Origin of the sequence: Paenibacillus sp. FSL L8-0435, from assembly GCF_037965655.1 — a bacterium.
Classification (GTDB): domain Bacteria; phylum Bacillota; class Bacilli; order Paenibacillales; family Paenibacillaceae; genus Paenibacillus.
The window spans coordinates 1793823-1817002 of record NZ_CP150185.1; the positions used below are offsets into that span (position 1 = coordinate 1793823).

General features: G+C 47.5%; 20 protein-coding genes. 15 read left to right on the top strand and 5 right to left on the bottom strand.

Annotation, left to right across the window (positions count from 1 at the left end; translation table 11 throughout):
- Nucleotides 1-18: 18 nt before the first annotated feature.
- A complete protein-coding gene (locus NST33_RS08260) occupies nucleotides 19-1059 on the bottom strand; it encodes a LacI family DNA-binding transcriptional regulator (protein ID WP_260632882.1) in 1041 nt (346 codons plus the stop codon).
- Between the two features lie 526 nt (nucleotides 1060-1585).
- Here NST33_RS08260 and NST33_RS08265 point away from each other — a divergent pair.
- The 10 genes from NST33_RS08265 (at nucleotide 1586) to NST33_RS08310 (ending at nucleotide 15476) form a co-directional block, all read left to right on the top strand.
- On the top strand, nucleotides 1586-2965 hold the full coding sequence (locus NST33_RS08265) for an extracellular solute-binding protein (RefSeq protein ID WP_221823516.1): 1380 nt from the start codon (nucleotides 1586-1588) through the stop codon (nucleotides 2963-2965).
- Between the two features lie 125 nt (nucleotides 2966-3090).
- Complete coding sequence (locus NST33_RS08270; protein ID WP_221822778.1) at nucleotides 3091-6018, top strand: extracellular solute-binding protein; 2928 nt, start codon at nucleotides 3091-3093, stop codon at nucleotides 6016-6018.
- Between the two features lie 75 nt (nucleotides 6019-6093).
- Nucleotides 6094-7005 carry a sugar ABC transporter permease gene (locus tag NST33_RS08275; protein WP_047842211.1) on the top strand — a complete coding sequence of 304 codons (912 nt, stop codon included), beginning with the start codon at nucleotides 6094-6096 and terminating at the stop codon, nucleotides 7003-7005.
- Nucleotides 7006-7007: 2 nt separating this feature from the next.
- On the top strand, nucleotides 7008-7871 hold the full coding sequence (locus NST33_RS08280) for a carbohydrate ABC transporter permease (RefSeq protein WP_017689719.1): 864 nt from the start codon (nucleotides 7008-7010) through the stop codon (nucleotides 7869-7871).
- A gap of 11 nt (nucleotides 7872-7882) precedes the next feature.
- The gene (locus NST33_RS08285) at nucleotides 7883-9349 is read left to right on the top strand and encodes an NHL repeat-containing protein (RefSeq protein WP_221822780.1); all 1467 of its coding nucleotides are present in this window, start codon (nucleotides 7883-7885) and stop codon (nucleotides 9347-9349) included.
- On the top strand, nucleotides 9330-9950 hold the full coding sequence (locus NST33_RS08290) for a YIP1 family protein (RefSeq protein WP_221822782.1): 621 nt from the start codon (nucleotides 9330-9332) through the stop codon (nucleotides 9948-9950). Before NST33_RS08285 ends, NST33_RS08290 begins: the two co-directional genes overlap by 20 nt.
- Before the next feature lie 14 nt (nucleotides 9951-9964).
- The gene (locus NST33_RS08295) at nucleotides 9965-12550 is read left to right on the top strand and encodes a DUF5696 domain-containing protein (protein WP_339307553.1); all 2586 of its coding nucleotides are present in this window, start codon (nucleotides 9965-9967) and stop codon (nucleotides 12548-12550) included.
- Nucleotides 12547-13446, top strand: coding sequence for a sugar ABC transporter permease (locus NST33_RS08300; RefSeq protein ID WP_339307556.1), 900 nt, complete (start codon nucleotides 12547-12549; stop codon nucleotides 13444-13446). Before NST33_RS08295 ends, NST33_RS08300 begins: the two co-directional genes overlap by 4 nt.
- A gap of 28 nt (nucleotides 13447-13474) precedes the next feature.
- Complete coding sequence (locus NST33_RS08305) at nucleotides 13475-14485, top strand: carbohydrate ABC transporter permease (protein ID WP_339307558.1); 1011 nt, start codon at nucleotides 13475-13477, stop codon at nucleotides 14483-14485.
- 28 nt (nucleotides 14486-14513) lie between these two features.
- Entirely contained in the window at nucleotides 14514-15476 is a 963-nt protein-coding gene (locus tag NST33_RS08310) for a glycosyl hydrolase (protein ID WP_313771482.1), read from the top strand.
- A 148-nt stretch (nucleotides 15477-15624) separates the two neighbouring features.
- Here the strand turns inward: NST33_RS08310 and NST33_RS08315 are convergent, their stop codons facing one another.
- Nucleotides 15625-15891, bottom strand: coding sequence for a PH domain-containing protein (locus NST33_RS08315; RefSeq protein WP_221822791.1), 267 nt, complete (start codon nucleotides 15889-15891; stop codon nucleotides 15625-15627).
- 157 nt (nucleotides 15892-16048) lie between these two features.
- Here NST33_RS08315 and NST33_RS08320 point away from each other — a divergent pair, with 157 nt between their 5' ends.
- Nucleotides 16049-16636 (top strand): hypothetical protein, encoded by a 588-nt coding sequence (locus NST33_RS08320; protein ID WP_339307561.1) that lies wholly within the window; start codon nucleotides 16049-16051, stop codon nucleotides 16634-16636.
- A gap of 133 nt (nucleotides 16637-16769) precedes the next feature.
- Nucleotides 16770-17378, top strand: coding sequence for a DUF1349 domain-containing protein (locus NST33_RS08325; RefSeq protein WP_221822793.1), 609 nt, complete (start codon nucleotides 16770-16772; stop codon nucleotides 17376-17378).
- 25 nt (nucleotides 17379-17403) lie between these two features.
- Here the strand turns inward: NST33_RS08325 and NST33_RS08330 are convergent, their stop codons facing one another.
- Nucleotides 17404-18510: an MFS transporter gene (locus NST33_RS08330; RefSeq protein WP_339307564.1), complete on the bottom strand. Its 1107-nt coding sequence runs from the start codon at nucleotides 18508-18510 to the stop codon at nucleotides 17404-17406.
- A gap of 88 nt (nucleotides 18511-18598) precedes the next feature.
- Nucleotides 18599-19129: a TetR/AcrR family transcriptional regulator gene (locus NST33_RS08335; RefSeq protein ID WP_221822797.1), complete on the bottom strand. Its 531-nt coding sequence runs from the start codon at nucleotides 19127-19129 to the stop codon at nucleotides 18599-18601.
- A 202-nt stretch (nucleotides 19130-19331) separates the two neighbouring features.
- On the opposite strand from NST33_RS08335, the gene NST33_RS08340 reads away from it, so the two are divergent.
- The 3 genes from NST33_RS08340 to NST33_RS08350 all read left to right on the top strand — a co-directional run bounded on the left by NST33_RS08340 (nucleotide 19332) and on the right by NST33_RS08350 (nucleotide 21728).
- Nucleotides 19332-20177: an AraC family transcriptional regulator gene (locus NST33_RS08340; protein ID WP_221822799.1), complete on the top strand. Its 846-nt coding sequence runs from the start codon at nucleotides 19332-19334 to the stop codon at nucleotides 20175-20177.
- Nucleotides 20178-20391: 214 nt separating this feature from the next.
- A complete protein-coding gene (locus tag NST33_RS08345) occupies nucleotides 20392-20943 on the top strand; it encodes a nucleotidyltransferase family protein (RefSeq protein ID WP_221822802.1) in 552 nt (183 codons plus the stop codon).
- 50 nt (nucleotides 20944-20993) lie between these two features.
- Nucleotides 20994-21728, top strand: coding sequence for a YdcF family protein (locus NST33_RS08350; protein WP_221822812.1), 735 nt, complete (start codon nucleotides 20994-20996; stop codon nucleotides 21726-21728).
- 93 nt (nucleotides 21729-21821) lie between these two features.
- On the opposite strand, the gene NST33_RS08355 is transcribed toward NST33_RS08350, so the two are convergent.
- Nucleotides 21822-23174: a M56 family metallopeptidase gene (locus NST33_RS08355; RefSeq protein WP_339307566.1), complete on the bottom strand. Its 1353-nt coding sequence runs from the start codon at nucleotides 23172-23174 to the stop codon at nucleotides 21822-21824.
- Nucleotides 23175-23180: the final 6 nt, after the last annotated feature.

Genomic DNA, 23180 nt, shown 5'->3' on the forward strand with positions numbered 1-23180 from the left:
ACCATGTATCCTACCTTATTAGCCGCTATGCCGGCTGAACTGTTCACGAATAATAACGTCAGCAAGAATCAGCTTTTTCTCTACGCTGCTCTCTGGGTTCGCAATGCGCCATAACATCTGATCCACTGCACGTGACCCCAGCAATTCCTTGTTCACATTAACTGTGGCCAGTAAGGGAATATTGTCGTATAGATTATCAAATCCAGTCACAACACACTGATCGGGTACACGAATGCCCATACTTTCAAGAGCTTCTATGGTGTATAGCCCATAGAAATCATTCGCACATACAAACACTTCAGGCAGGTTATCCTCATGGATCACTGAAGTGAACGTCTGGCGGAACTCATCCAATGCCTGATTACTTAGCTCGGGAATCTGGTGTATCTCCATTCCATGGCCCATGAGCACAGAAGTATAAGCAATCCAGCGTTCATAGAAGCTATGAGCATCACTGATATTGCCAACGAACTGGAAGGTTTTGAACCCCTTGCGGAGCAAATAGAGCATGATCTCGCGCATGGAAGCAAAGTTATCGGTAAATATACTGTCACTGTGGAAAACAGGGTCCAGATGATCTACCATCACAACCGGAATGCCCAGCCGCTTGATTTCAAGTAGAATCGGCGTCGAGATAGAACCAACGGTAATAATTCCCCGAATAGCATCCGGATTCAACAGCGTGAACAACTGATCTGCTGAAGGTTCCGTCAAGGTCAGGATATTTATACCTTTCTGGTTCAGCTTGGACGAGATTCCGTTAAAGACAGGTCCCCAGTATACGGACTCTTGATTTTGATAACGAACATTGGGAAACAAAATCAAGATGGTACCGCTTGAACGTGTGTTCTTCGGGTCATGTGATTCACTGCTGTGAGACAGTTCACCAGACAAGATGCTGTTATCTTTGAAATATCCAAGTTTGCCGGCGGCCTTGAGAATAACATCCCTCGTCTGATCGCTAACTCCCGATTTTCCAGACAAAGCTCGTGACACCGCGAATTTCGACAAACCCGTAAAATGTGCAATTTCCTGAATTGTTACCTTCGTTTTCATCATACCATCCTTACACTCGTAGTTCTGCCGTATTCCTATTTGGAGCGATATCCAACTGATTCTAGTATAGCATGATGTATTTCTCTTAATCTAATAACGGATAGAGAATTCAAAATGTTAGTGATTCGCAGCATTTTACGATAGCCATCCAACGTGAAGGTAAGCATATTTTCAGATAGTATGACGAATATTGTCTTAAGAATTATTATTTTGTTATTCGAATAAAATAACAAATGATTGAAATGTAGTGCTGATTATAACAAGTGTGTACTTAGGGAATGACCTGGTGAATAAGCTGTAATACAGCTAAAATATAGCTTTATCAGCATTTTATCAGAATAATTAGAAAATGTTAACAACAAAAATGTTGACGCTTACATTTCGCTGTGTTAAATTTTGTTTGTCAAAAACAAACAAGAAAATAACAAATGGTGGTGGTCGTTTATTTTCGATTGGTTGATGAGTGGGGTTAATGATTTAGGGTGAACCATGATTGGTATACACATTCGGGGAGGTTGTTAAAATCATGATGAGAAGATGGAATGTTCTACCTCTGATGTTATTGGTTGTGATTCTTTTTGTATCCGCTTGCAGTGGTGGGGGGACAACGCAGACGGGGACTGATGCAGAGGGAACAACGAATTCAGGCAACAGCACCGAAGTCGCTGAAACAGAGAAAGAAGACGTAGCTGAAGAAGTTGTGGCGAATGTGCCTGATCTGGGTGGACGTGTCATCAAGGTTGCGGCCTGGTGGGATCTGAAACCGGCGGGAGAGACGGCCTCGGATAAGGCCAGACTCGATAAAATTGCAGAGGTAGAGAAGAAATACAACGTGAAACTGGAGTTTGTTAACGTACCTTTTGAAGAATACATGAACAAATTCACAACGTCTGCACTAGCCGGCGAACCATTCGCTGACATCGTTCAGATGGAATACAAATCCGCACTACCTGCCATCCTCAAAGGGCAATTGTTGCCCATCTCCGAATTCACTACACCTGAGAACAACATCAATCAAGAGGCAAACCTGATTGCTAAATTCCCTGCCATTGCGGGCAACGAGTACGCCTTCGAATCTCCAACCAGCATCGGTCTGGGACTTCACTACAATCGTGACTTGTTCAAAAAACTGTCATTACCTGATCCGCAGGACCTGTATAACCAAGGTGAATGGAATTGGGATAAATTCTTGGAACTCGCCAAACAGGCAACCAAAGATATGGATAATGACGGCAAAACTGACGTATACGGATTTTCTGGCTGGGCGCTTGATGTCGTTCGTCATTTTACCGCAGCCAATGGTGGCACCATCGTGGATGATACAAATAGCAAAGAGGGATTATCCGATCCGAAAACGATTGAAGCTGCTGAATTCGTCAAACGCCTGTATAACGTGGAGAATGTCGTGAAGGTCAAAACCGGCGACAAAACCAACTGGGAGGAAAGCAATACGTTCAAGGATGGAGACGTAGCTCTGTTCACTGCTGCTGAATGGCAGTTGGGCGATCTCACCTTTGCTGTCGGCGTTGTACCGATTCCGAATGGGCCACAGGGTAGCAAAGAGGTAACGTATGCAAACAACGCGGCATCGGCGAAGTTCATTCCAAAAGGTGTGGAGGATCCGAAGATCGTCTACCAAATCTATGAAGAGACCTTCGACATCCCGCAGATTGAAGAGTATCCAGGTCAAGATTATCTGGAGAGTCGTTATACCGATGAGAAGGATATTGCGATTATTCGCGAGCACATCGCTGGAACGGGCCGCATTTTACTGGATGATGCTTACACGGGTTACCCATTTGGAGATTACGTGAACGATATCATCAAAAACAACGCTTCCGTGACAGCAACAGCGGAGAAATACAAAGCACAGGCACAAGCTGCCATTGATAAACTCGGCAAACAATAAAAACACTTATCACCAGCAAACGATTCAGGCAGGGGCTCGTGTCGGCAAGGTTGCACGGAGTCCCTTTTTCCTGAACCACCAAATCGGCATTGCTGGCATCAGCCTTGATGAGGAGGACTCGTAGGATGGCTGGAATTCTACAACGTAAGACATGGATATTGTCCACAGTAATCATCGTGGCGGCAGCCTGCATCATTTTATATGTAACTTCCGGCGCTGATGTGAAGAGTGCAAACATTCCGCCTGGCAGTCTGCCTGCCATTGAAGTGGATGCAGTCTTGCAGCAGACCCGGCAGAAAAAGGGGTACGAACAGTATCGATCCGGAACGGATCAGGCAACACAGCCGAATGTGGACATCACCATTGAAGCAGGAGATTACATAAAAGCCGAAGGTGAGGACGTCCGTAAACTGACTAATTATGAGGGAATGGATGGTGTATCTCTCCATACCGGAGAGACCGGACAAGTCGATTGGACCATTAACGTGCCGAAGACCGGGCTGTATAACCTGTCCGCCACCTATTATCCCGTTGAAGGCAAGAGTTCGGCCATTGAGCGTGCATTGTACATTGATGGTGAACTTCCTTTTGCGGAAGCCGCCTATTTGCAGTTTGATCGGGTGTGGGCGAATGAGAAAGATGTTGTGGAGCAGGACAATCAAGGTAATGACCTTCGCCCGAGACAAGTGGAGCAACCACGCTGGATGGAAGAAACGTTTCAGGACTCCGACGGGTACGAACAGACTCCATTCAAGTTTTATTTGGAAAAAGGGGAACACACGCTAACGCTAAAATCATCACGTGAACCCATGGTGATTCGGTCCATTCGTCTTTTCAATGAGAAGACAGCTGTTCCTTACGCGGAAACTGCAGGTGCACAACAGTCGGATTCCTCCGGGCAGCCGAAGGATGTACTTATTCGCATTGAAGGAGAAGCCGCGATTGCCAAATCTTCACCTACGTTATACCCGACCAGCGAAAGGTCAAGTTCTGCTGTATCTCCTTACAGCGCTTCCCAGGTACGCATTAATACAATTGGCGGCTTTAACTGGCGTCTGCCAGGACAATGGATTGAATGGGAAGTGGATGTGCCGGAGAGTGGACTTTATCATATCGGTTTTACCGGACAGCAGAATTTTGTCAAAGGCATCTATTCCACACGCAAGCTCACCATTGATGGTGAAGTTCCGTTTGCAGAGATGGCCAAAGCCCCTTTCCGTTATCAGAGTGACTATCGCATTGACGTCATGGGCAGCAAGGAAGCATACAAGTTTCACTTGGAAAAAGGAAAACATGTGCTACGGCTGGAGAACAGCCTCGGAGATTTTGCCCCCCTTATCCGCAATGTGGAGGACAGTCTGTACAACTTGAACTCCATGTACCGACGAATTCTGATGATTACAGGCACGAAGCCTGATGAATTCCGGGATTACCGGGTGGAGAAACAGATTCCGAACCTGCTGGAAGTGTTCAGCGGGGAAAGTAAACGACTCAAAGACGTGGCCGCACAGCTTCGACTCCTGTCAGGACAGTCCAGTGATCAGGAAGCGCTGATCAAGACGATGGCGTTGCAACTGGACGAGATGATTGACAAGCCGGATACCATTCCAAGACGGCTTGCGGCTTATAAAACCAACACGGGTGGTCTCGGAACATGGGTGCAGCAGGCACGAGAGCAACCCCTTGAGATCGACGCACTGTACGTCACTTCGATCGATCGTGATATTCCCGGAACAGGCATGGGACCACTCGCGAAGCTTGGTCATGAAGCCAAGATATTCTATCATTCGTTCTTCATTGATTATAACCAGATCGGCAATGTAGCCACTTCAGAAGATCAGCGCACGGTAACGGTCTGGATTGGTAGCGGACGAGACCAGGCGAATACGATGAAGGCGATGATTGACAAGACCTTCACACCAGACAGTGGCATTAACGTGAATCTGAAGCTGGTCAACATGGGAACCTTGCTGCCAGCGACGTTGTCCGGTGAAGGACCCGATGTTGCCATGCAGATCGGTAATGACCTGCCCGTGAACTTTGCGATGCGGAACTCGGCTGTAAATCTGACGCAATTCAGCGACTATAGCATCGTAGAACAGGAGTTCAGGGAAAGTGCAATTGTACCGTATGCCTACGATTCGGGCGTATATGCCCTACCGGAAACGCAAACCTTTAACATGCTGTTTTATCGTAAAGACGTGCTCGAAGAACTCGGACTTGAAGTGCCTCAGAACTGGGAGGATGTCGAGGCTCTACTCGCGATTCTGAGCAAAAATCACATGGAATTCGGCATGCCGGTTGTGACCCAGGCGAATATGCAGGGTGTCAATATTCCGCCGAACTCGCAGTATGCAACGATGCTGCTCCAGAATGGCGGCGCCTTCTATCGTAACGATGACAAGGAATCGGATCTGGATTCCCGGATCGGAATCGAGACCTTTAAGCAGTGGACGGAATTCTATACCGATTACAAGCTGGAGCGGGAATATGATTTTGCCAATCGTTTCCGGACAGGACAGATGCCTATTGGACTAACGGATTACACCATGTACAACCAGTTGTCTGTATTTGCACCGGAGATTCGCGGACTATGGGGATTCGTTCCAGTGCCGGGAACCGTTCAGGCAAATGGTACCTTGAATCGGGACGTACCGGGTGGAGGTAGCGCGGTCATGATGCTGGAGGGTGCCAAGGATCAGGATGCGGCGTGGGAGTTCATGAAGTGGTGGACCAGTACACCGATTCAGGCGGAATTCGGACGGGAGATGGAAGGACTGATGGGTGCGGCTGCCCGTTATCCAACGGCCAACATCAAGGCGCTGGATTCCCTGCCTTGGCCTGCGGAGGATTATGCGAATCTCAAAGCCCAATTCGAAACCGTGAAGGGTATTCCCGAAGTACCTGGTGGTTATTTTACAGGCCGCCATCTGTTCAATGCATTTTACAAAACCGTTGTTGGCCAAGTGGAAGCCAGGGAATCCATCATGGATTATACCCAATATATTCAGGACGAGATTCGCGTCAAGCGTACTGAATTTGGTCTTCCGTAAGCAGAGGGAGGGTTAATCGTGCCACAAATATCACTCCGAGACGGACAAAACAGTCCTCCTGAGAAAGCGTCAAGGATGGGCATGAAATCGTGGTGGAGCTGGAAACTCCAGGAAATGAAGGCCAGCAAACATTCCTATGTTCTGCTTGCACCTTATATGCTCCTGTTCCTCATGTTTACCGTGATTCCGGTTGTCATCTCGATCATACTCAGCTTCACCTACTTTAACATGCTGGAATTTCCACGTTTTATTGGCTGGCAGAACTATACCCGCCTGTTTCTGGAGGATGATGTATTCCTGATTGCAATCAAGAATACGCTGCTGTTTGCCATCATTACCGGGCCGATCAGTTATATTGCCTGTTTTGTCTTCGCGTGGATCATTAATGAGTTAACTCCGAAATGGAGAGCGTTCATGACGCTGATCTTCTACGCGCCCTCCATTTCAGGCAATGTGTATTTTATCTGGCTGATGATTTTCTCGGGAGATCGTTATGGTATTGCTAATGGGCTGTTGATCAAATGGGGTTTTCTGCTGGAGCCGATTCAATGGCTGAAGACAGAAGCTTACATTATGCCCATCCTCATTCTCGTGCAGTTGTGGCTGAGTCTGGGAACCGGATTTCTGGCGTTTATCGCCGGTTTGCAGACTGTAGACCGGACGCTATATGAAGCAGGAGCGGTAGATGGGATCAAAAATCGCTGGCAGGAACTATGGTACATTACCCTGCCTTCGATGCGTCCACAGTTGATGTTCGGCGCAGTCATTCAGCTGACAACCTCGTTTGCCGTGGCCGATGTGTCGATCGCGCTGGCCGGGTTCCCAAGCGTGAACTATGCAGCAGAGACTGTGGTGACCCATTTGATCGACTTTGGTACAACGCGGTTTGAGATGGGATACGCATCGGCGATTGCCACCGTGCTGTTCATGATTATGGTGGGCACCAACTTGCTGGTACAGAAACTGCTTCGAAGGGTGGGAGAATAGCTATGGCTGCAATTGCGACAGGCAAAAAGCGGGTGAATCGCTCGCTATCGGGAAGCCTCTCCCTGTTTGCCCTTCTGCTCGTATTCGGTGCTTTCATGGTACTGCCGTTGATCTATGCGATCAACAATGCATTCAAACCATTGGATGAGATCTTCACTTTTCCACCAACGCTATTTGTCAAAAATCCCACGTTCAGCAACTTTACGGATCTACTGAATCTGCTGAGTGACTCGTGGGTGCCGTTCTCACGTTATATATTCAACACGGTATTTATTACAGGTATCGGAATTGTAGGCCATGTGCTGCTAGCTTCCGCAGCGGCCTACCCGCTTGCCAAGCACAAGTTCCCAGGCAAAGTATTCATGTTCCAGGTGGTCGTACTCTCACTGATGTTCACACCAGCGGTGACGGCCATTCCGAACTATATGATCATGTCATGGCTCGGATGGATCGACACATACTGGGCTGTTATTATTCCGGCATTTGCCTATTCACTCGGGTTGTACCTGATGAAACAGTTCATGGAGCAGATCCCGGATGCGCTGCTGGAAGCAGCCAAGATTGACGGTGCCAGTGAATACCGAATCTTCTGGTCCATTGTGATGCCCAATGTGAAGCCAGCCTGGCTTACATTGATCATTCTGCTGTTCCAGATGTTATGGGGCAGTGATGGGAATGGATACATCTACAGTGAGCAGCTCAAGACCCTGCATTATGCAGCGGGTCAGATAATTCAGGGCGGCATATCCCGGGCAGGAGCGGGTGCTGCGGTAGCACTGATTTTGATGAGTGTGCCGATCACGCTATTTATTTTCTCTCAGAGCCGAATCATTGAGACGATGGCGAGCTCGGGCATGAAGGATTAAGGGGGAACGATATGGCACGCACAGTGAAAAGATGGCTTGTTCTCCTGGCGGCAGTATCTCTGCTGCTGGTGAATGCCGTGCCTGCGGCGGCCTCCCCGGCGCCGTATGAGAGTTACAATTACAACTATTGGAAAGAGGCTGTTCCCTCACCGGATGCCTATCTGCCCGAGCGTACCCTATCAGGTCGTGACCTTGGCATTAGTGAGTTCAAAGACCCCGGTGATGTGAACGTTTCTCCCTCCGGGTTGATCTATATTTTGGATAGCGGCAACAGCCGAATTATCGTATTGGACACCAGTTTTAAGCTGCTGCGCGTCATCGATGGATTCATGATGGATGGTAGCAAGGAGACCTTCAACCTTCCGGGCGGATTGTTTGTGGATGAAGAAGAACACATCTATGTTGCCGATACGGGCAACAGTCGTGTGGTTGTCCTGGATGGAGAAGGAGCGCTGATTCATACGATCACGAAGCCAGAATCGGATATCCTGTCGACCCAATTCCAGTTCCAGCCCTTGAAGTTGACGGTTGACCATGTGGGCCGGGTGTACGTTGTGGCACAGGGGGTCTACGAGGGGATTATGCAGTTTGACGAGAGCGGAAAATTTATCGGATACGTCGGTACGAACAAAGTGGAGCGGGACTACGGCGAATATATCTGGCGCATGTTATCGACCAAAGCGCAACGCGCACAGATGGTCCTGTTTGTCCCAACGGAGTTCTCCAATGCGGATATCGACCACAAAGGATTCGTGTATGCGACGAATATTGATCCTGGCTCGAATGAACCGATCAAACGTCTCAACCCGTCTGGGGAAGATGTACTGAAGCGGTTTGGTTATGTTGACGTCAAAGGCGATATCCGGTTTCGCAACAATCCTGGTCCATCGAAACTGATTGATGTGAAAGTGCTGGGTAACGGCATGTACAGTGTACTGGATGCGACACAAAACCGGGTGTTCACGTACGACGATGAAGGTCATCTGCTCTACATATACGGTGGCAAAGGAAATCAGGTGGGTACCCTCAAGACGCCTGTTGCGATTGAACAATCCGGTGAGCGCCACTTGGTTCTGGATCGGGGCAAGAACAATCTTGTCGTCTATGAGCCAACCCGTTTTGGTGCCCGTGTGAACGAAGCGGTGGCACTCCACTATCGCGGAGAGGACACTGAGGCCGTGAATATTTGGAGAGAAGTGCTGAAGCTGAATGCCAACTATGACATCGCCTATATCGGTATCGGCAAGTCCTTATTAATGGAGAAGAAAAACGAGGAAGCGCTGGGTTACTTCGAACTTGGGATGGATCGCAAGAGTTATTCTGTCGCGTTCAAGAGGCACCGGCGGGAGATGATGAAGGAACACTTCGGTACATTCCTGACCGCTGCGATCGCGCTAATTTTCATTCTGATCCTGACCCGATTGGCGGTTAAATGGAGACGGAGGAGGCAGGTTGATCGTGAAGCAGGATTTCATTAAGTTTCCACTGCATCTCATTTTTCACCCCATTGATGCATTCTGGGACCTCAAGTCGGATAACCGGGGACGGCTGCTCGTTGCTTTTGCAGCGCTCGTGCTCACCATCATCATGATGATTTTGCAGAAGCAGTACGCAGGATTTCTCGTCAATTACATCGATCCTCGTACGATTAACAGCATCATCGAGATCGCCACAGTTGCTCTCCCGTTCTTTCTATGGTGCACAGCCAATTGGGCAGTAACGACCTTGATGGAAGGGGAAGGGAAATTCAGAGAAATCGTTCTGGCGACAGGATACTCGCTCATTCCGGTTATTCTGATCTATGCCCCGATGATCGTGATCAGCCGCTTCATGGTGCAGGAGGAGACTGCTTTTTATTATCTTTTTAATAGCATCGCGTTCTTCTGGTTTGTGTTGCTTTTGTTCATTGGCATGATGACGGTTCATCAGTACACCGTGATTAAAACAATCATTACGATGGTGCTAACGCTTATTGTGATGGGCATTATCGTATTCCTTGGTGCCCTCGTCTTCAGCATGCTCCAACAGTTGTACGAATTCGGTTATAACATCTACCGTGAGTTGATTTTCCGGACCTAAAGGAGGCGGCATCCGTGAACAAAAGGCAACGACTATATACGGTGCTGGCTGGTGGTGCAGCTGTAATCATGATTGCAGCCGGGCTGCTGTATATAAACAACAGGGGGGTTCCAGCCGTGGAAGCTGCGGCTTATCTGGATACAACAACCCAAGCCATGCCCGTCACGGAGGAACCGTTGCAATTCCTTGACGACTCTTCGCAGGGGGTGCCTGGTATGCAACTGGTCGCCGAAGATCAGGGATTGGCCCTGTACTACAACGAGGAGACAACAGAAATTGCAGTACGTGACGGAAAAAGTGGAGAGATCTGGTATAGCAACCCGAAAGAACGGGATGGGGATAGTCTCGCTTCCGCATATGAAAAAGAAGTGCTGTTCTCCCAGCTGAACGTGTCTTTCCGGGATGCGATGGGAACACTGGAGAACTTCCCGAATTTCAGTTCCAGCATCAGCAACAAGCAATTCACTGTGGGGCAGATCGATCAGGGGATTCGGGTGAACTATACGCTTGGTGATACGTCGCTTGGCATTGACGCACTGCCGAAGTTGATTAGCAAGCAGCGCCTGGAGGAGAAAGTGCTTTCCAAACTGGACGCAACTGTCGCAAGATACACATCTGCCCGTTATTATCCAACCAAGAACAATCCGGATATTCTGGAGCGGCTGGATGGACAGATCTCGAAGCAACTTGTGCTGAACAAGATGTTGGCAGCCTTTGAGACGGCGGGTTACACGGCGGACGATCTGGCTTTTGACAATCAGGAGAATGGTGTCGAAGGCGGAGGTGTATCGGATAAACCCAGCTTCGTGATTCCTGTGGAATACCGACTGGAGCAGGGAGCACTTGTTGTGACCGTGCCTCTGAGCCAGATAGAGGAAAGTGGGCAATACCGCATTCGGAATATTGATTTGCTCGCTTATTTTGGTGCTGCGGATACGAAGGGTAAGGGCTACATGCTCGTACCTGACGGTTCAGGCAGTCTGATCCACCTGAACAACGGGAAAACCCAGGAAGAACAGTATGTACAGCGCGTATACGGCGCAGACCAAAATGATAATTCGCTCAGTCGTCCTCAGGTTAGTGAATCCGCGTATATGCCTGTGTTTGGTCTGAAGAACGGGGAGAATGCCTGGTTTGCGGTGATTGAAAAAGGGGACGGCATAGCCAGTATCACTGCAGATATTGGAGGCAGGCAGAACAGTTACAATCATGTGCATGCGACCTTCTCCCTGCGGGGTGAGGATGAATTGGAGATGTACACCTCGCAGAAAATGCAGGAGATTCAGCTGCTTAGCGAAGAGCCTTTCCGTGGAGATATCCAGGTGCGTTATCATTTCCTTCATGGAGAAAATGCCAGTTACTCGGGTATGGCCCGCCTGTATCAGCAGCAATTGATAGAGCAGGATGTATTGAAGCCACTCGCAGAACAGACGGAGTTGCCGTTCTATGTAGATGTACTTGGTGCGGTGGACAAAGAGGCTTCGTTCCTGGGCGTGCCATATCGTTCCACCTTAGCTATGACCACGTACGAACAGGCTACTGAAATGGCGGCGAAGTTGCAGCAGGAAGGTGTAAACCGCGTGCAAATGCGGTATCAGGGATGGTTCGGCGGTGGGATCAGTCATCATATGCCAACCCAGGTGAAGTTGGACAGTGAGGTAGGCAGTCGTTCCGAACTTCAGGCGTTGTCCGCTAAGCTTGGGCAGTCTGGCGGAGCCTTGTTCCCGGATGTGGCTTTCCAGCACATTTATCACGATGATATGCGCTTTGCTCCCTCTTCGGATGCGGCACGCTTTGTAACGAAAGAGACAGCGGAACTGTATCCATACAGTCCTGCCCTTAATCGCATGAATCAGAGCAAGGACAGCTATTATCTGCTCTCAGCGGCCAAGCTTCCATATGTGGTGACTGAGTTTGCTGATAAATTCAATAAACTGGACCTCGGTGGATTATCCCTCCGTGATCTTGGGCAAGTCCTGACTTCCGATTATCGGGATAGTCGGGTGATTCATCGGGAGACGGCGAAGAACATTGTGAAGGAACAGCTGGGACAGCTGGAACAGTCCTATCCCAACTTGATGATATCTGCTGCAAATAGCTACGCTTGGGGAAGTGCACAACATGTTGTGAATGTACCCGCAGGGTCAAGTCGGTTCAATATTACCGATGAAGAAGTTCCTTTTTATGCGATGGTTATTCATGGTTACATGAACTATGCTGCATCTCCGATGAACACGTCGGGGGATCAGGATCTCCGCAAACAATTGCTGCGCAGCCTGGAGCTTGGGGCAGCTCCGTATTTTCAATGGACATATGAACCATCTTCCCGGCTGAAACTTACGAATTATGATTCGGCCTACGCGACCGAGTATGGCTATTGGGTGGATGACGCTGTTGCCTTGTATAAGCAGGCGAATGAAGTGTTGGGAGAACTGGAGAATGAGCAGATCCTGAAGCATGAACGCATCCAGGATGGCGTGGTCCGGATCACTTATACGGGCGGTACATCCATTCTTGTGAATTACAATGTGGATTCAGTTACTGTTGGTGGAACAACAGTTGGCGGGACGGACTATGTGGTGGAAGGAGTGAACCGATGAGAACCATTCGATTATCGCTGAAGTCACGGAGAGCGCTGCTTGGACTTGCCTTTATATCGCCGTGGCTGATCGGCTTCATCTTCCTCTTTGCCACGCCACTCCTGCAATCCATCCGGTTCAGCATGAGTAACCTGTCTGTTGCTCCGGGCGGATACGTCCTGGAATACGTTGGATTTAAAAATTTCAAGGATGCGCTTCTGGTTGACGCGACGTTCAACCGGATTCTGGTTGACTCGGTTGGAGCGATGCTGCTGAATGTGCCGATGATACTGTTTTTCAGTCTGTTCACGGCGACACTGCTTAACCAGAAGTTCAGAGGCAGAACGATGGCGCGTGCAATCTTCTTTTTGCCGGTTATTCTGGCTTCCAGTGCAGTTGCAGCTGCTGAGTCTGCGGGATTAATCAATCTGATGGGAGATGCGAGTGCGGTCGATGCATCTGCCGATGGCGGGGCTTCGTTCAACGTGGTATCCATTGTGCGTATGCTGGCGGATGTGGGATTGCCGATGGCCTATGTGGATTACATTGTAGAAGCCATCATGCGGATCTATGAGATTATTAGCAGCTCTGGCGTCCAGATTCTGATCTTCCTCGCCGCGCTGCAATCGGTGCCGGGATCGATGTATGAGGTTGCAAAGATCGAAGGGGCGACAGCCTATGAATCATTCTGGAAAATTACATTTCCCATGGTCAGTCCGTTGATTCTGACGAATGTCATCTATACCATTATTGATTCATTTGCCGGAAGTCCGGTCACACAAGCTATCTATCAGACCGCATTCAAAACCCAGAACTTTGGCTTAAGCTCGGCGATGTCCTGGTTATATACCTTGGTGATTGGCCTTGTACTGATCGTAGTGGGCTGGGTGTTGTCACGGCGGGTTCATTACAACTGACGGTTAACGTTGAGGGAGGCTTCAGATTATGGCTGCGTCAGGAACAGATCGCATGGTGGTGGTTCCCAAACAGAATTACCACATGCAGCGGGTACGAAACAAGACATCGGACCTTCTCTATTCCATATTCAGATATGCACTGGTCATCGGCATTTCATTTATTATTTTATATCCGTTATTTCTCAAAGTGTCAGTTGCGTTCAAGGATAAGCAGGATATCTACAATCCAACGATTTATATGATTCCTCAGCATTTTACACTGGATAACATCCGGCTAGCGGCGCAAGTGATGGATTATCTGCCTTTGCTGGCGAACACGTTATTGTTCGTTACCATCACAACGCTTCTGACAGCGATATCCTGTGCACTTGCCGGATACGGCTTCGCCCGGTTTTCGTTTCCGGGTAGTAATGTGCTCTTTATCCTGGTGATTCTGACGATTCTGGTGCCGACAAGCACGCTTATGGTACCGATGTATCTGCATTTCCGTAGCTTTGACTTTATGGGCATTATCCAGTTGTTCACGGGGAAGAACGGCATTAACCTGCTCAATACGTACTGGCCTTCAATGATTACGGCTGCTACGGCGGGAGGGCTGAAGGCGGGGCTGTTCATCTATATTTTCCGTCAGTTCTTCAAGGGCATGCCGAAGGAGATCGAGGAGGCTGCACTGATTGACGGCGCAGGTGGATTCAAAACGTTTGCCCGTATCATGCTGCCCAATGCAATCTCGCCGCTGATTACGGTCATTTTGTTCTCGTTTGTCTGGCAGTACAATGACACGTTTTATTCGGCGTTATTCATGAGTGAAAGTCCACTGATCTCCCTGAAGGTGGCTTCCTTGCCTGCACAGGCGAACCAGTTGATTCCGCAACTGATGGGCTTTGGTTCTAACTCGGGCATCAAGGCTGATCCGAACTATGTGGCGATGATCGTGGATACAGGCATTTTGCTGGCTATTGCACCGCTGATTATTCTGTATCTGTTTGTTCAGCGCTATTTCGTTGAGAGCATTGAACGTTCTGGTGTAGTGGGTTAACATGGTAAATCCAATTGGAGGTGTAGAGATGACAGTGCGTGAGATCAGCAGAGTTCCGGTGAATAAAGCAGCGTCAGCTGAAGCAAAAGAGCTGATGGCGTTCCTGGTCGAGCGTTATCGAAAAGGAATGTTATCAGGCCAGCAGGATTACAGCAATCTTAACTGGGTTAATGAAAATACAGGCCGAAAGCCAGCTGTGATTGGCTTTGATCTCATGGAATATTCCCCTTCAAGAACAGAGCGTGGTGCGGTCTCCCAGGAGATTCGGGATGTGATGGACTGGCACAGACAAGGCGGGATTGTGACGTTATGCTGGCACTGGAACGCACCGACGGATCTGATCAATGAACCAGGTAAAGAGTGGTGGCGGGGGTTCTATACGGATGCCACAACCTATGATCTGGCCTATGCGCTTGCTGATACTGAATCGGAAGCATATCAGTTATTGATCCGGGATATCGATGCGATTGCAGTTCACTTGCAAGAGTTGAAGGATGCGGGTGTACCTGTATTATTTCGACCGCTTCATGAAGCAGAAGGTGGGTGGTTCTGGTGGGGAGCGAAAGGCCCCGAACCTGCCAAACAGCTATATTGTTTGTTGTATGATCGATTGGTTCAAGAACATCAGCTGAACAATCTCATCTGGGTCTGGAACTCGGAAAAACCGGAATGGTATCCGGGTGATGATGTCGTGGATATTGTCAGTGTGGATGTATACCCGGAAGCAGGAGACCACAGCCCGTTGGCTGCGCGTTACGCCAACCTGCGTGAGCTTGTGAAGGATAGAAAAATCATTGCACTGGCCGAGAATGGCTCCATTCCGGACCCCAAGCAGATGAAGGAACAGGATGTACACTGGAGTTGGTTCTGTACCTGGACAGGTGGATTCCTGAGAGACGGGACGCATAATGATGTGGCATTTTTGAAGGAAGTGTACCATAGCGCAAAGGTTATTACGCTCGATCAGTTACCGAAGTGGAGTTGGCTATAAGAACCCCACTTTCAACTTAAATTGGAATCAATGAAGCATTAGTATTCGCATTAATTCTTACAGCGAATACTAACGCTTCATTTGTTGGTGTGCATATGTACATGGGGCCCTCTTCCGAGAAACATGAAAATCTGGTTTGAGCAACAATCTAGTTTGACGGGTGTAACATAGCTTGGATATTGGGATATAAAGTCACGCTCGAAGTGAATAAAATATACGATTGATTCACTGTACGGATCAGAATCCTCTCGCTTGTGCCATTGACTGGACCGAGCCGAATCGCAGATGGTTCGCTTCCACCGTACGTATCATCCAGGGTGACCGATGTGATATGTGTGATGGGAATTTCAATTTTGGAAAACTGCCACCGGATGACCAGTTGATCTTCTACTTTTTTCACGTTAACACCAAACATAGGATGACCTCCTGTTGTGATTCAAATTATTGAAGTAATCTCGTTTGTCCAGTCTATCATATTTTGGATAAAATTACCTTATTAATAATAAAGAATGACGATCTCTATCAACTGATTTCGAAAGTCCAAATCTATCCTGTGCAAAGGAGGAGAATGTATGAACAACTGGAATGCCTATCATTATTTTGAACAAAGTCTTGGTCCTTTCAGAAATCTCTCCAGCCTGTCTGCGGATGAAGCAGAAACAGTTACCCAGAAGATTCGTCTTCAGGGACGGAACTTTGCCAGTCGGCGACCCGCAGATTACATGACAATTCGCAGAACACTTGAACAAAGGGCTTATGAGCAGTTTGTTGCCAAAGGTGGGAAGCCGGTACAATCATATCCCCATTATCTGACGCTCGGTGCATGCGAATGGCTGTTGTCCTGGTATTCAGAACCCGATCATGTAATCATTCCATGGGGTGACCTTCCAGTTGAAGTTGTGAGTTTTACCTACGGGGACTTGTTTCCAACAATGAGGTTTGACGATGCTAAACCTTATCGTAAGCAGATCTATACCAAGGATGAAATCATGGAAGTTATTCAGTTCTATGGGTGGCCTCAGGAATGGAACCGTAAAGGTGATAAGGGGCCGGAACGATATATTGAGGTACAGGTCTGGGACGAACGTATATCCAATCGTGCACGCATGACTGAGACCGTTATGAAGAAATTTGATATTATCATCGATCCCAAGAAGTGATCATGCGGAGATATCAGTGTACGATATCGAGGGATGGGAACTTGATGTAAAACCTACAGGATTAACCATGACATATACCGAATACAAATAGAGAAATTAGAGAACTTATACTCCAACACAAAGGGTGTGCCACATGACGAATCTATTCGAACATTGTTCAGGTCAAACATTATCCGCCAACCTGAGATGGCTGAACGAGCCAGCAGATTGGTCCATTGAAGACGGCAAAGTAACGATAACTGTTTCGCCGATCAGTGACTTTTTCATTGATCCGGGAGGTGAGCCGGTGAAAGCTTCAGCTCCATTTTTACATACGATAGTCAAGGGAGATTTCAGCATCGTCACTCGAGTACAGGTGGACATGAAAGAACAGTATGACTCAGGCTGCCTGATGGTGAGGGTGGACGATACGAATTGGGCTAAAGTCTGCTTCGAATATTTTGAAGAACAGCCGTCTATTCTTAGTGTTGTTACTCGTGGTAACTCGGATGATTGTGTATCAGCACCCGTAGACGTTAACAAGCCTTATTTACGTGTAGCCCGGGCAGGCAAGAGCTTTGCTTTCCATTATTCTCAGGATGGAGAGAAGTGGAAGTTGGTACGTTATTTCGGCCTCGACTGCCCGGATGAAATCAAAGTTGGCATTGTGGCCCAGTCCCCCATTGGGCAAGGGACGACGGTTACTTTTACAGATGTACAGCTTCAACATGGAGTGACCGGAAGTGTGCGCCGAGTAGAATAACACGAGCAGAAGGTTGCTATGTCATTCATTTCACCCGAATTAACAATCCAAACAGGCCGAGTACAGCAAAGGCCAGAAATGCCGTTGTATTGGAAAACACTTCGATCGTATACCCTGCCATGGATGAGCCAAGAAATTGCCCAACACCCAGCGCGAGAAAGGCAAGGCTAATTCCGATGGACACATTTGGACTGAATAGTCTCGTCGCCCAAACGATAAATACACTGGTCAGGAAAATATACGTGCTCCCAAATATGATCGCAGAGATGAGACTGGCAGTCATGGATGGAAGAAGGATTACCCCCAGTGAGATCGCCAATAAAAGTATGCCCATTCGGTAGGACCACCCAATCTCGAACCGTTCAATAATGCGACCGGCGCATCCACCGAGTATCCCCATAACCCCCATCACAATCCAGAACAACACGGCTTCCGAATCGGAGGCCCCTTTCTCGTCTGTGAGGAAGTTGCGGGCAAAGGTCCAGTAGATTGCAGAACTGAAACCTGTCAACAGACAAGCCATGAGCAGAGCGGACCCTGGTCTGGTTGGTTTCATACATGCCCAGAGAGACTTGGTACAAGGCAGTGTCTTCGTAGGTGGAATAACACGTCTGTTCCACAGCAGAACAACAACACCGATCACAGCAAACAGGATGTAGGTTAGACGCCAGTAATCCGTGAACAGCCAGTAGAGTGGACCTGATATTACAATCCCGAAGCTGGTCCCTGTGTTAATCCAGCTGTTGCCTCTTGCTTGTAGCTCGGGAGCAAGCTCGGCATTAACCGTGTTACCGAGGGCTGGAGAGGCCCAGCCTGTACTCAAACCTGCTAGAAATATACTAAATGTAAGAACCCATGCATTCTGAGCCAGGGCAATGCCGGTTAATCCGATCACTGCGCTGATTCCTGCCAATTGAATGACATAATGATGTCCCTTGCGATTAATCAACAGTGGTGCAGTTAGAAGGGACAGACAGTAGGCAATATACGTTCCTGAGTTAATCGCGCCAGAGGCTACATCATTTAATTGTAAAGCTTCCGAAATTTCCGGCATAAACAGTCCATAACCGAATCGCCCGAATGCATAACATACAGCGATTAGTGCAATGCCTGGAAAGATAATTTTTTTCATTTAATCCACCGCCTTTTAGATAGAACGATCATTATATTTCTTATGAAATAAAAAAGTGAGTTGAAATATTAACTCACCCGGAATAGCTTTATTTGAAACTGGTTTGCGTCATATGGATCAGTTCACGGCAGACGTCATTTACATTTTCTGTCTCAGCAAGTGCCGTGGAACCCTCCAGCAGCAGGGAGAATCGCAATAGATCTCGATCACTTGCAGCAGGCGCCAATGTTTGGATTAACGTTCTCATATGTCTTTTATGCGCATTCACTGTCTGGACGATGATATGATCTGTATAACCTCCGAATTCTTCTTTGGCGCGTAGAAATAAGCAACCTCTTGATTCGTGTTCCTTCAGCCAGGTTGCATGTCCTTCAGCCAGATTGAGGAACATGGGTTGTGCTTTATTGTCTGCATATTGCCGGAGTTGTTCCAAATAACGCTGTTCGCGCCGCAGGAGCACCTGGACAATGAGATCATCCTTCGACTCAAAATGATTGTATAGCGTCATAATCGCGATCCCGGCATCCGTGATAATCCGCTTCAAACCGATGGAATGGAAACCGTGAAGGTAGAACAATTCTTCAGCCACGTTCAAAAGCATTTCCTTTTTGCTGCTCATGATCAGTGATACTCTCCCTTCAAAATAAGATAGAACGATCATTATACTCGTAGGCTATAGTAATTTGTTTATATTGTCAAATTCTGTGAGCAGGTGTTATATGAACAACGTCTTTGCACATTAACCGGACATATGAAAGCACAACATGACAGGTTGTTGGGTGGTTTATCCGTTATATTAGACATCAAGGAGTGATTATTACATGAACTGGATCAACGCATTACAGGTCGCTATTCAATATATGGAAGACCACTTGCTCGAAAATATGACGATGGAGCAGATTGCAGCGCAGGCCCATATCTCTCCTTTTCACTTTCAACGTACCTTTGCCTTATTAACTGATGTTACTGTAGCTGAGTACATAAAACGCAGACGATTGACACTGGCGGCACATGAGCTTCTGCAAAGTGATCACAAAATCATTGATCTGGCGTTTAAATACGGTTACGACACACCGGAATCTTTCTCCAAAGCATTTCGCAGACAACATGGGATCGCACCCAGTGAGGCTCGAAAGAATAGTAACACTGTCCAATCGTATAATCGTCTGGTGATTCAAGTGAGTCTAAAAGGAGCAGAGCCGATGAAATATAAAATCGTTGAACATCCCGAATTTACGTTGGTCGGAGTAGAGCAAACTTTCTCCTATGCAGATCAAGAACATCTGCAAGGCATCGGGAAGATGTGGCAGGAAGCGTGGACGAGCGGCACAGAGGATCGTTTGTTTGAACTGAACAATGGGGATATTCCAGGTTTACTCGGTGTCGTTGTGGATCAGAGCGAAATTCAGGAAAAACAGATGCAATACTGGATCGCTACAACTTACGATGGTGAAGTACCGGAAGGATTATCAAGCTTCACCATGCCTGCTTCCAAATGGAGTGTATTTGAAGTAGAAGGCCCGATGCCGGAGAGTATGCAGCTTCTGTGGAAACGGATTATTTCGGAATGGTTTCCATCCAACCCTTATGAGCACGCATATATGCCGGAGCTGGAAGTATACCCGGGCCCCAATCAACCGCCACAAATCTGGATACCAATTAAATAAATTTTAACCGTTTCAAACTCGATCATTGTAACCCATAAACATTCGGATCATCGAAGCTGTTTATGGGTTATTTGGTTGTGATTAGTCAGAGATTCGAAGTTGTACAGAGGATGTTCAAGCGTTGTTCATTTTATTGCAGCCAGGTAAACATGATATATTGGAACGAGAGTTTATCTCTATAAGAGGACAATGAGGTAAACTGCAGGAGGCAGATATGTTACATGAGGACTTATTCATTCAGACGATCATCAAACACGAGCAATTAATGCATGACCTGCGGAGAGTTCGTAGTCTCCATTTGCCTCAAAGTTACATAGGTGCAGGATATATTCGTAATTATATCTGGGATGTTCTGCATGGATATGATCTTCGTGAACTTCACAGCGATATTGATGTTGTCTATTATGATGCGCAAGACTTGCGTGAGGAGCGAGACATACAGCTCGAACAACAGCTTCGAGAGGAGACCGGCAATTCAAAGTGGTCGGTCAAAAATCAGGCGAGAATGCATTTGCGCAATGGCACAACTCCTTATCATTCTACTGAAGATGCTCTTCGCTATTGGCCAGAAGTTGTGACTGCTATAGGCGTACAGTTGGGTGAAGAGGATCGGGTGAACATCTGTGCTCCGCATGGTTTGCATGATCTGTATCATCTCGTAGTCCGCAAAAGTCCGTTCTTCACGGATGCTGACTATTATAATCAGAGAGTACAGAAGAAGTGCTGGCAGGAACAATGGCCGAAACTAACGATAATAACAGCTTGAATAATAAGTGATTTGCGGAATAGCGGGTACAAGAAGGAGTGTCTACGGATTTGATAAAAAAGTTCTTACACAAAAATGGGCTGATCATTGATCTTGTCCTGTTGGCATGTTTTGTGGCGTTCCTGGCCTTCTGGGGCCAAAGGTTCCCAGTCATGTTTTTCGGAATGATCACGGTGGCTTTTATCGTACTAAGGCGGATTGACTATCAGAAGCATGTTATTCTGAAACGGATTATCCTTACCGGATTTAGCGTGGCTGTCGTCTCTTTTGTCATTATCGAAGCGCTTGTATTTACACAGCTTGGTGCGAATGATCCGGAAGAAGCGGACTATGTCATTATTCTGGGTTCAGGCATCCGTGGAACGGAATTGTCATTGACCCTAAAACAAAGGTTAGATGCAAGTTTGGACTACATTCGCAGTCACCCTCAGACACCCGTCATTGTATCGGGTGGGCAGGGACCGGGGGAATCGATTCCCGAAGCGCTCGCCATGAAAAACTATCTGATTGAACAGGGGATTAACCCTGCCCAAGTCATTATGGAAGATCGCTCCACAAGTACACAGGAGAATTTGGCCTTTTCCAAAAAAATCATTCTTGAATCCGGGTTAGAACACCCTGAGATCATGATTGTCACCAGTGACTATCATATGTTTCGCTCCAAGTATATCGCTGCCAAGAACGGTTATGCGGCAGAATATGGCATATCGGCCCCGTCACCGGGTTATCTGAAACCCGTCAACATGATCCGTGAATATTTTGCTACGATCAAAACACTTATCTAGTGCACATGACAGAAAACGGAAACAGGACGAAGCTGGAGATCTATGCTTCGTCCTGTTTGCATATAAGGATGTTACTGCTCCTTAATGTATAGGTTATTTCTCTGAAGGAGCAGGTACAGTTACTGAAACCTTATCCCCAGGGAGAGCTACCATTTCGGGGGATTGGGTATTCGAAGGAACGGCTACGATTTCAGGAGATTCACCCGTAAAAGGAACAGTGGCTGATTCTCCAACTTTAGCCTCAGAAGGTTCAGTAGTAGAAGGTACAGTAGCAGACGGAACTGGCACAGCTTCGGAAACTTCATCCTCAGGGAGAGCCACGATCTCAGGGGTTTCGGAAGTAGAAGGAGCAGTTACAGCTTCGGAAATTCCGACCTTGTTGGGAGAAGCTACGATTTCAGAAGATCCATCAGTAGAAGGAACAGGCACAGTTTCAGAAGCTTCAGCCTCTACTTTAACCGTATGGTTTGATGCCCATACTGCGGTGGACGTACTTACTCCTGTAATAAGCAGGAGGGCTCCCATACTTATCATCCAATGTTTCTTTTTCAGTTTCTTTACATTAAACATAATCATCAATCTCCTTTTTAATTGTTTGCCTTCACCCGATAGGGATGAACAAAATTGAGCAGGCATCTTCTTGGTTCCCGCCATCACATTTAAAATTGTCTCACCATATCGTCTCCGCTCTTCATGGGACATCTCTTTCACGACATCTTCATCACAGGCCAACTCGCTCCAGGTATGAATGTCCCGGCGAATCATATGAATCAGGGGATTGAACCAGTGCAGGGCACTAACCCCCAAGGTCACAGCCTTGACCCACAGATCTTTATGTTTTAGATGTACCAACTCATGATGAATTACCATGCTGATGTCCATTTTCACCGTATTTTCGGGTGGCAGATATATCGTGGGTTTAAACAAGCCAACCAGTATAGGGCTTCGTACTAGCGTGCTGTGAGCAAGCGTGATATTGCGTTTGAGACCCAAAGCCTCTTTGATTAATGGTAGCTGTATAGCTGCCTCACTATGACAGAGGACTGGGGTACGTGTACGAGATAATTCATTCAGAAATCTTCGATAACAGTACACCTGCCATGCAGAAAAACTGATGACTCCAATGCCCCATCCGCATAACAAGAACCAGGCAGTGGTTACCGAAATGGTTTGTTCGGGGATAAATGTTCCTGCAACTACACCCGAAGCTGCTGCATTCTCCGTATTCGGTATAGTTGATGTCGTTTGGAATGCAATATCCAAAAGCCATGAAAGGCCAAGAGATACCGGGAAGAGATAAAACAAGAGAGCCAGTTTACCGAGTCTGTAGAGCCACTTGGTCGGAAAAACAGAACCGGGTATAAGTCGTAGTGCCAAAATACAAACAGAAACGATACTTCCCGCCACGGTCAGGCTGCACAGAATTTCAAAAAAGATGTTCATCATCTGCAC

What these genes read in the sequence shown, in the direction of transcription:
- NST33_RS08310 (WP_313771482.1), top strand. Translation starts at nt 14,514, where the DNA reads ATGACAGTGCGTGAGATCAGCAGAGTTCCGGTGAATAAAGCAGCGTCA.
- NST33_RS08275 (WP_047842211.1), top strand. Translation starts at nt 6,094, where the DNA reads ATGGGCATGAAATCGTGGTGGAGCTGGAAACTCCAGGAAATGAAGGCC.
- NST33_RS08315 (WP_221822791.1), bottom strand. Translation starts at nt 15,891, where the DNA reads ATGTTTGGTGTTAACGTGAAAAAAGTAGAAGATCAACTGGTCATCCGG.
- NST33_RS08300 (WP_339307556.1), top strand. Translation starts at nt 12,547, where the DNA reads ATGAGAACCATTCGATTATCGCTGAAGTCACGGAGAGCGCTGCTTGGA.
- NST33_RS08285 (WP_221822780.1), top strand. Translation starts at nt 7,883, where the DNA reads ATGGCACGCACAGTGAAAAGATGGCTTGTTCTCCTGGCGGCAGTATCT.
- NST33_RS08345 (WP_221822802.1), top strand. Translation starts at nt 20,392, where the DNA reads ATGTTACATGAGGACTTATTCATTCAGACGATCATCAAACACGAGCAA.
- NST33_RS08320 (WP_339307561.1), top strand. Translation starts at nt 16,049, where the DNA reads ATGAACAACTGGAATGCCTATCATTATTTTGAACAAAGTCTTGGTCCT.
- NST33_RS08355 (WP_339307566.1), bottom strand. Translation starts at nt 23,174, where the DNA reads ATGATGAACATCTTTTTTGAAATTCTGTGCAGCCTGACCGTGGCGGGA.
- NST33_RS08270 (WP_221822778.1), top strand. Translation starts at nt 3,091, where the DNA reads ATGGCTGGAATTCTACAACGTAAGACATGGATATTGTCCACAGTAATC.
- NST33_RS08305 (WP_339307558.1), top strand. Translation starts at nt 13,475, where the DNA reads ATGGCTGCGTCAGGAACAGATCGCATGGTGGTGGTTCCCAAACAGAAT.
- NST33_RS08335 (WP_221822797.1), bottom strand. Translation starts at nt 19,129, where the DNA reads ATGAGCAGCAAAAAGGAAATGCTTTTGAACGTGGCTGAAGAATTGTTC.
- NST33_RS08330 (WP_339307564.1), bottom strand. Translation starts at nt 18,510, where the DNA reads ATGAAAAAAATTATCTTTCCAGGCATTGCACTAATCGCTGTATGTTAT.
- NST33_RS08280 (WP_017689719.1), top strand. Translation starts at nt 7,008, where the DNA reads ATGGCTGCAATTGCGACAGGCAAAAAGCGGGTGAATCGCTCGCTATCG.
- NST33_RS08325 (WP_221822793.1), top strand. Translation starts at nt 16,770, where the DNA reads ATGACGAATCTATTCGAACATTGTTCAGGTCAAACATTATCCGCCAAC.
- NST33_RS08265 (WP_221823516.1), top strand. Translation starts at nt 1,586, where the DNA reads ATGAGAAGATGGAATGTTCTACCTCTGATGTTATTGGTTGTGATTCTT.
- NST33_RS08340 (WP_221822799.1), top strand. Translation starts at nt 19,332, where the DNA reads ATGAACTGGATCAACGCATTACAGGTCGCTATTCAATATATGGAAGAC.
- NST33_RS08260 (WP_260632882.1), bottom strand. Translation starts at nt 1,059, where the DNA reads ATGATGAAAACGAAGGTAACAATTCAGGAAATTGCACATTTTACGGGT.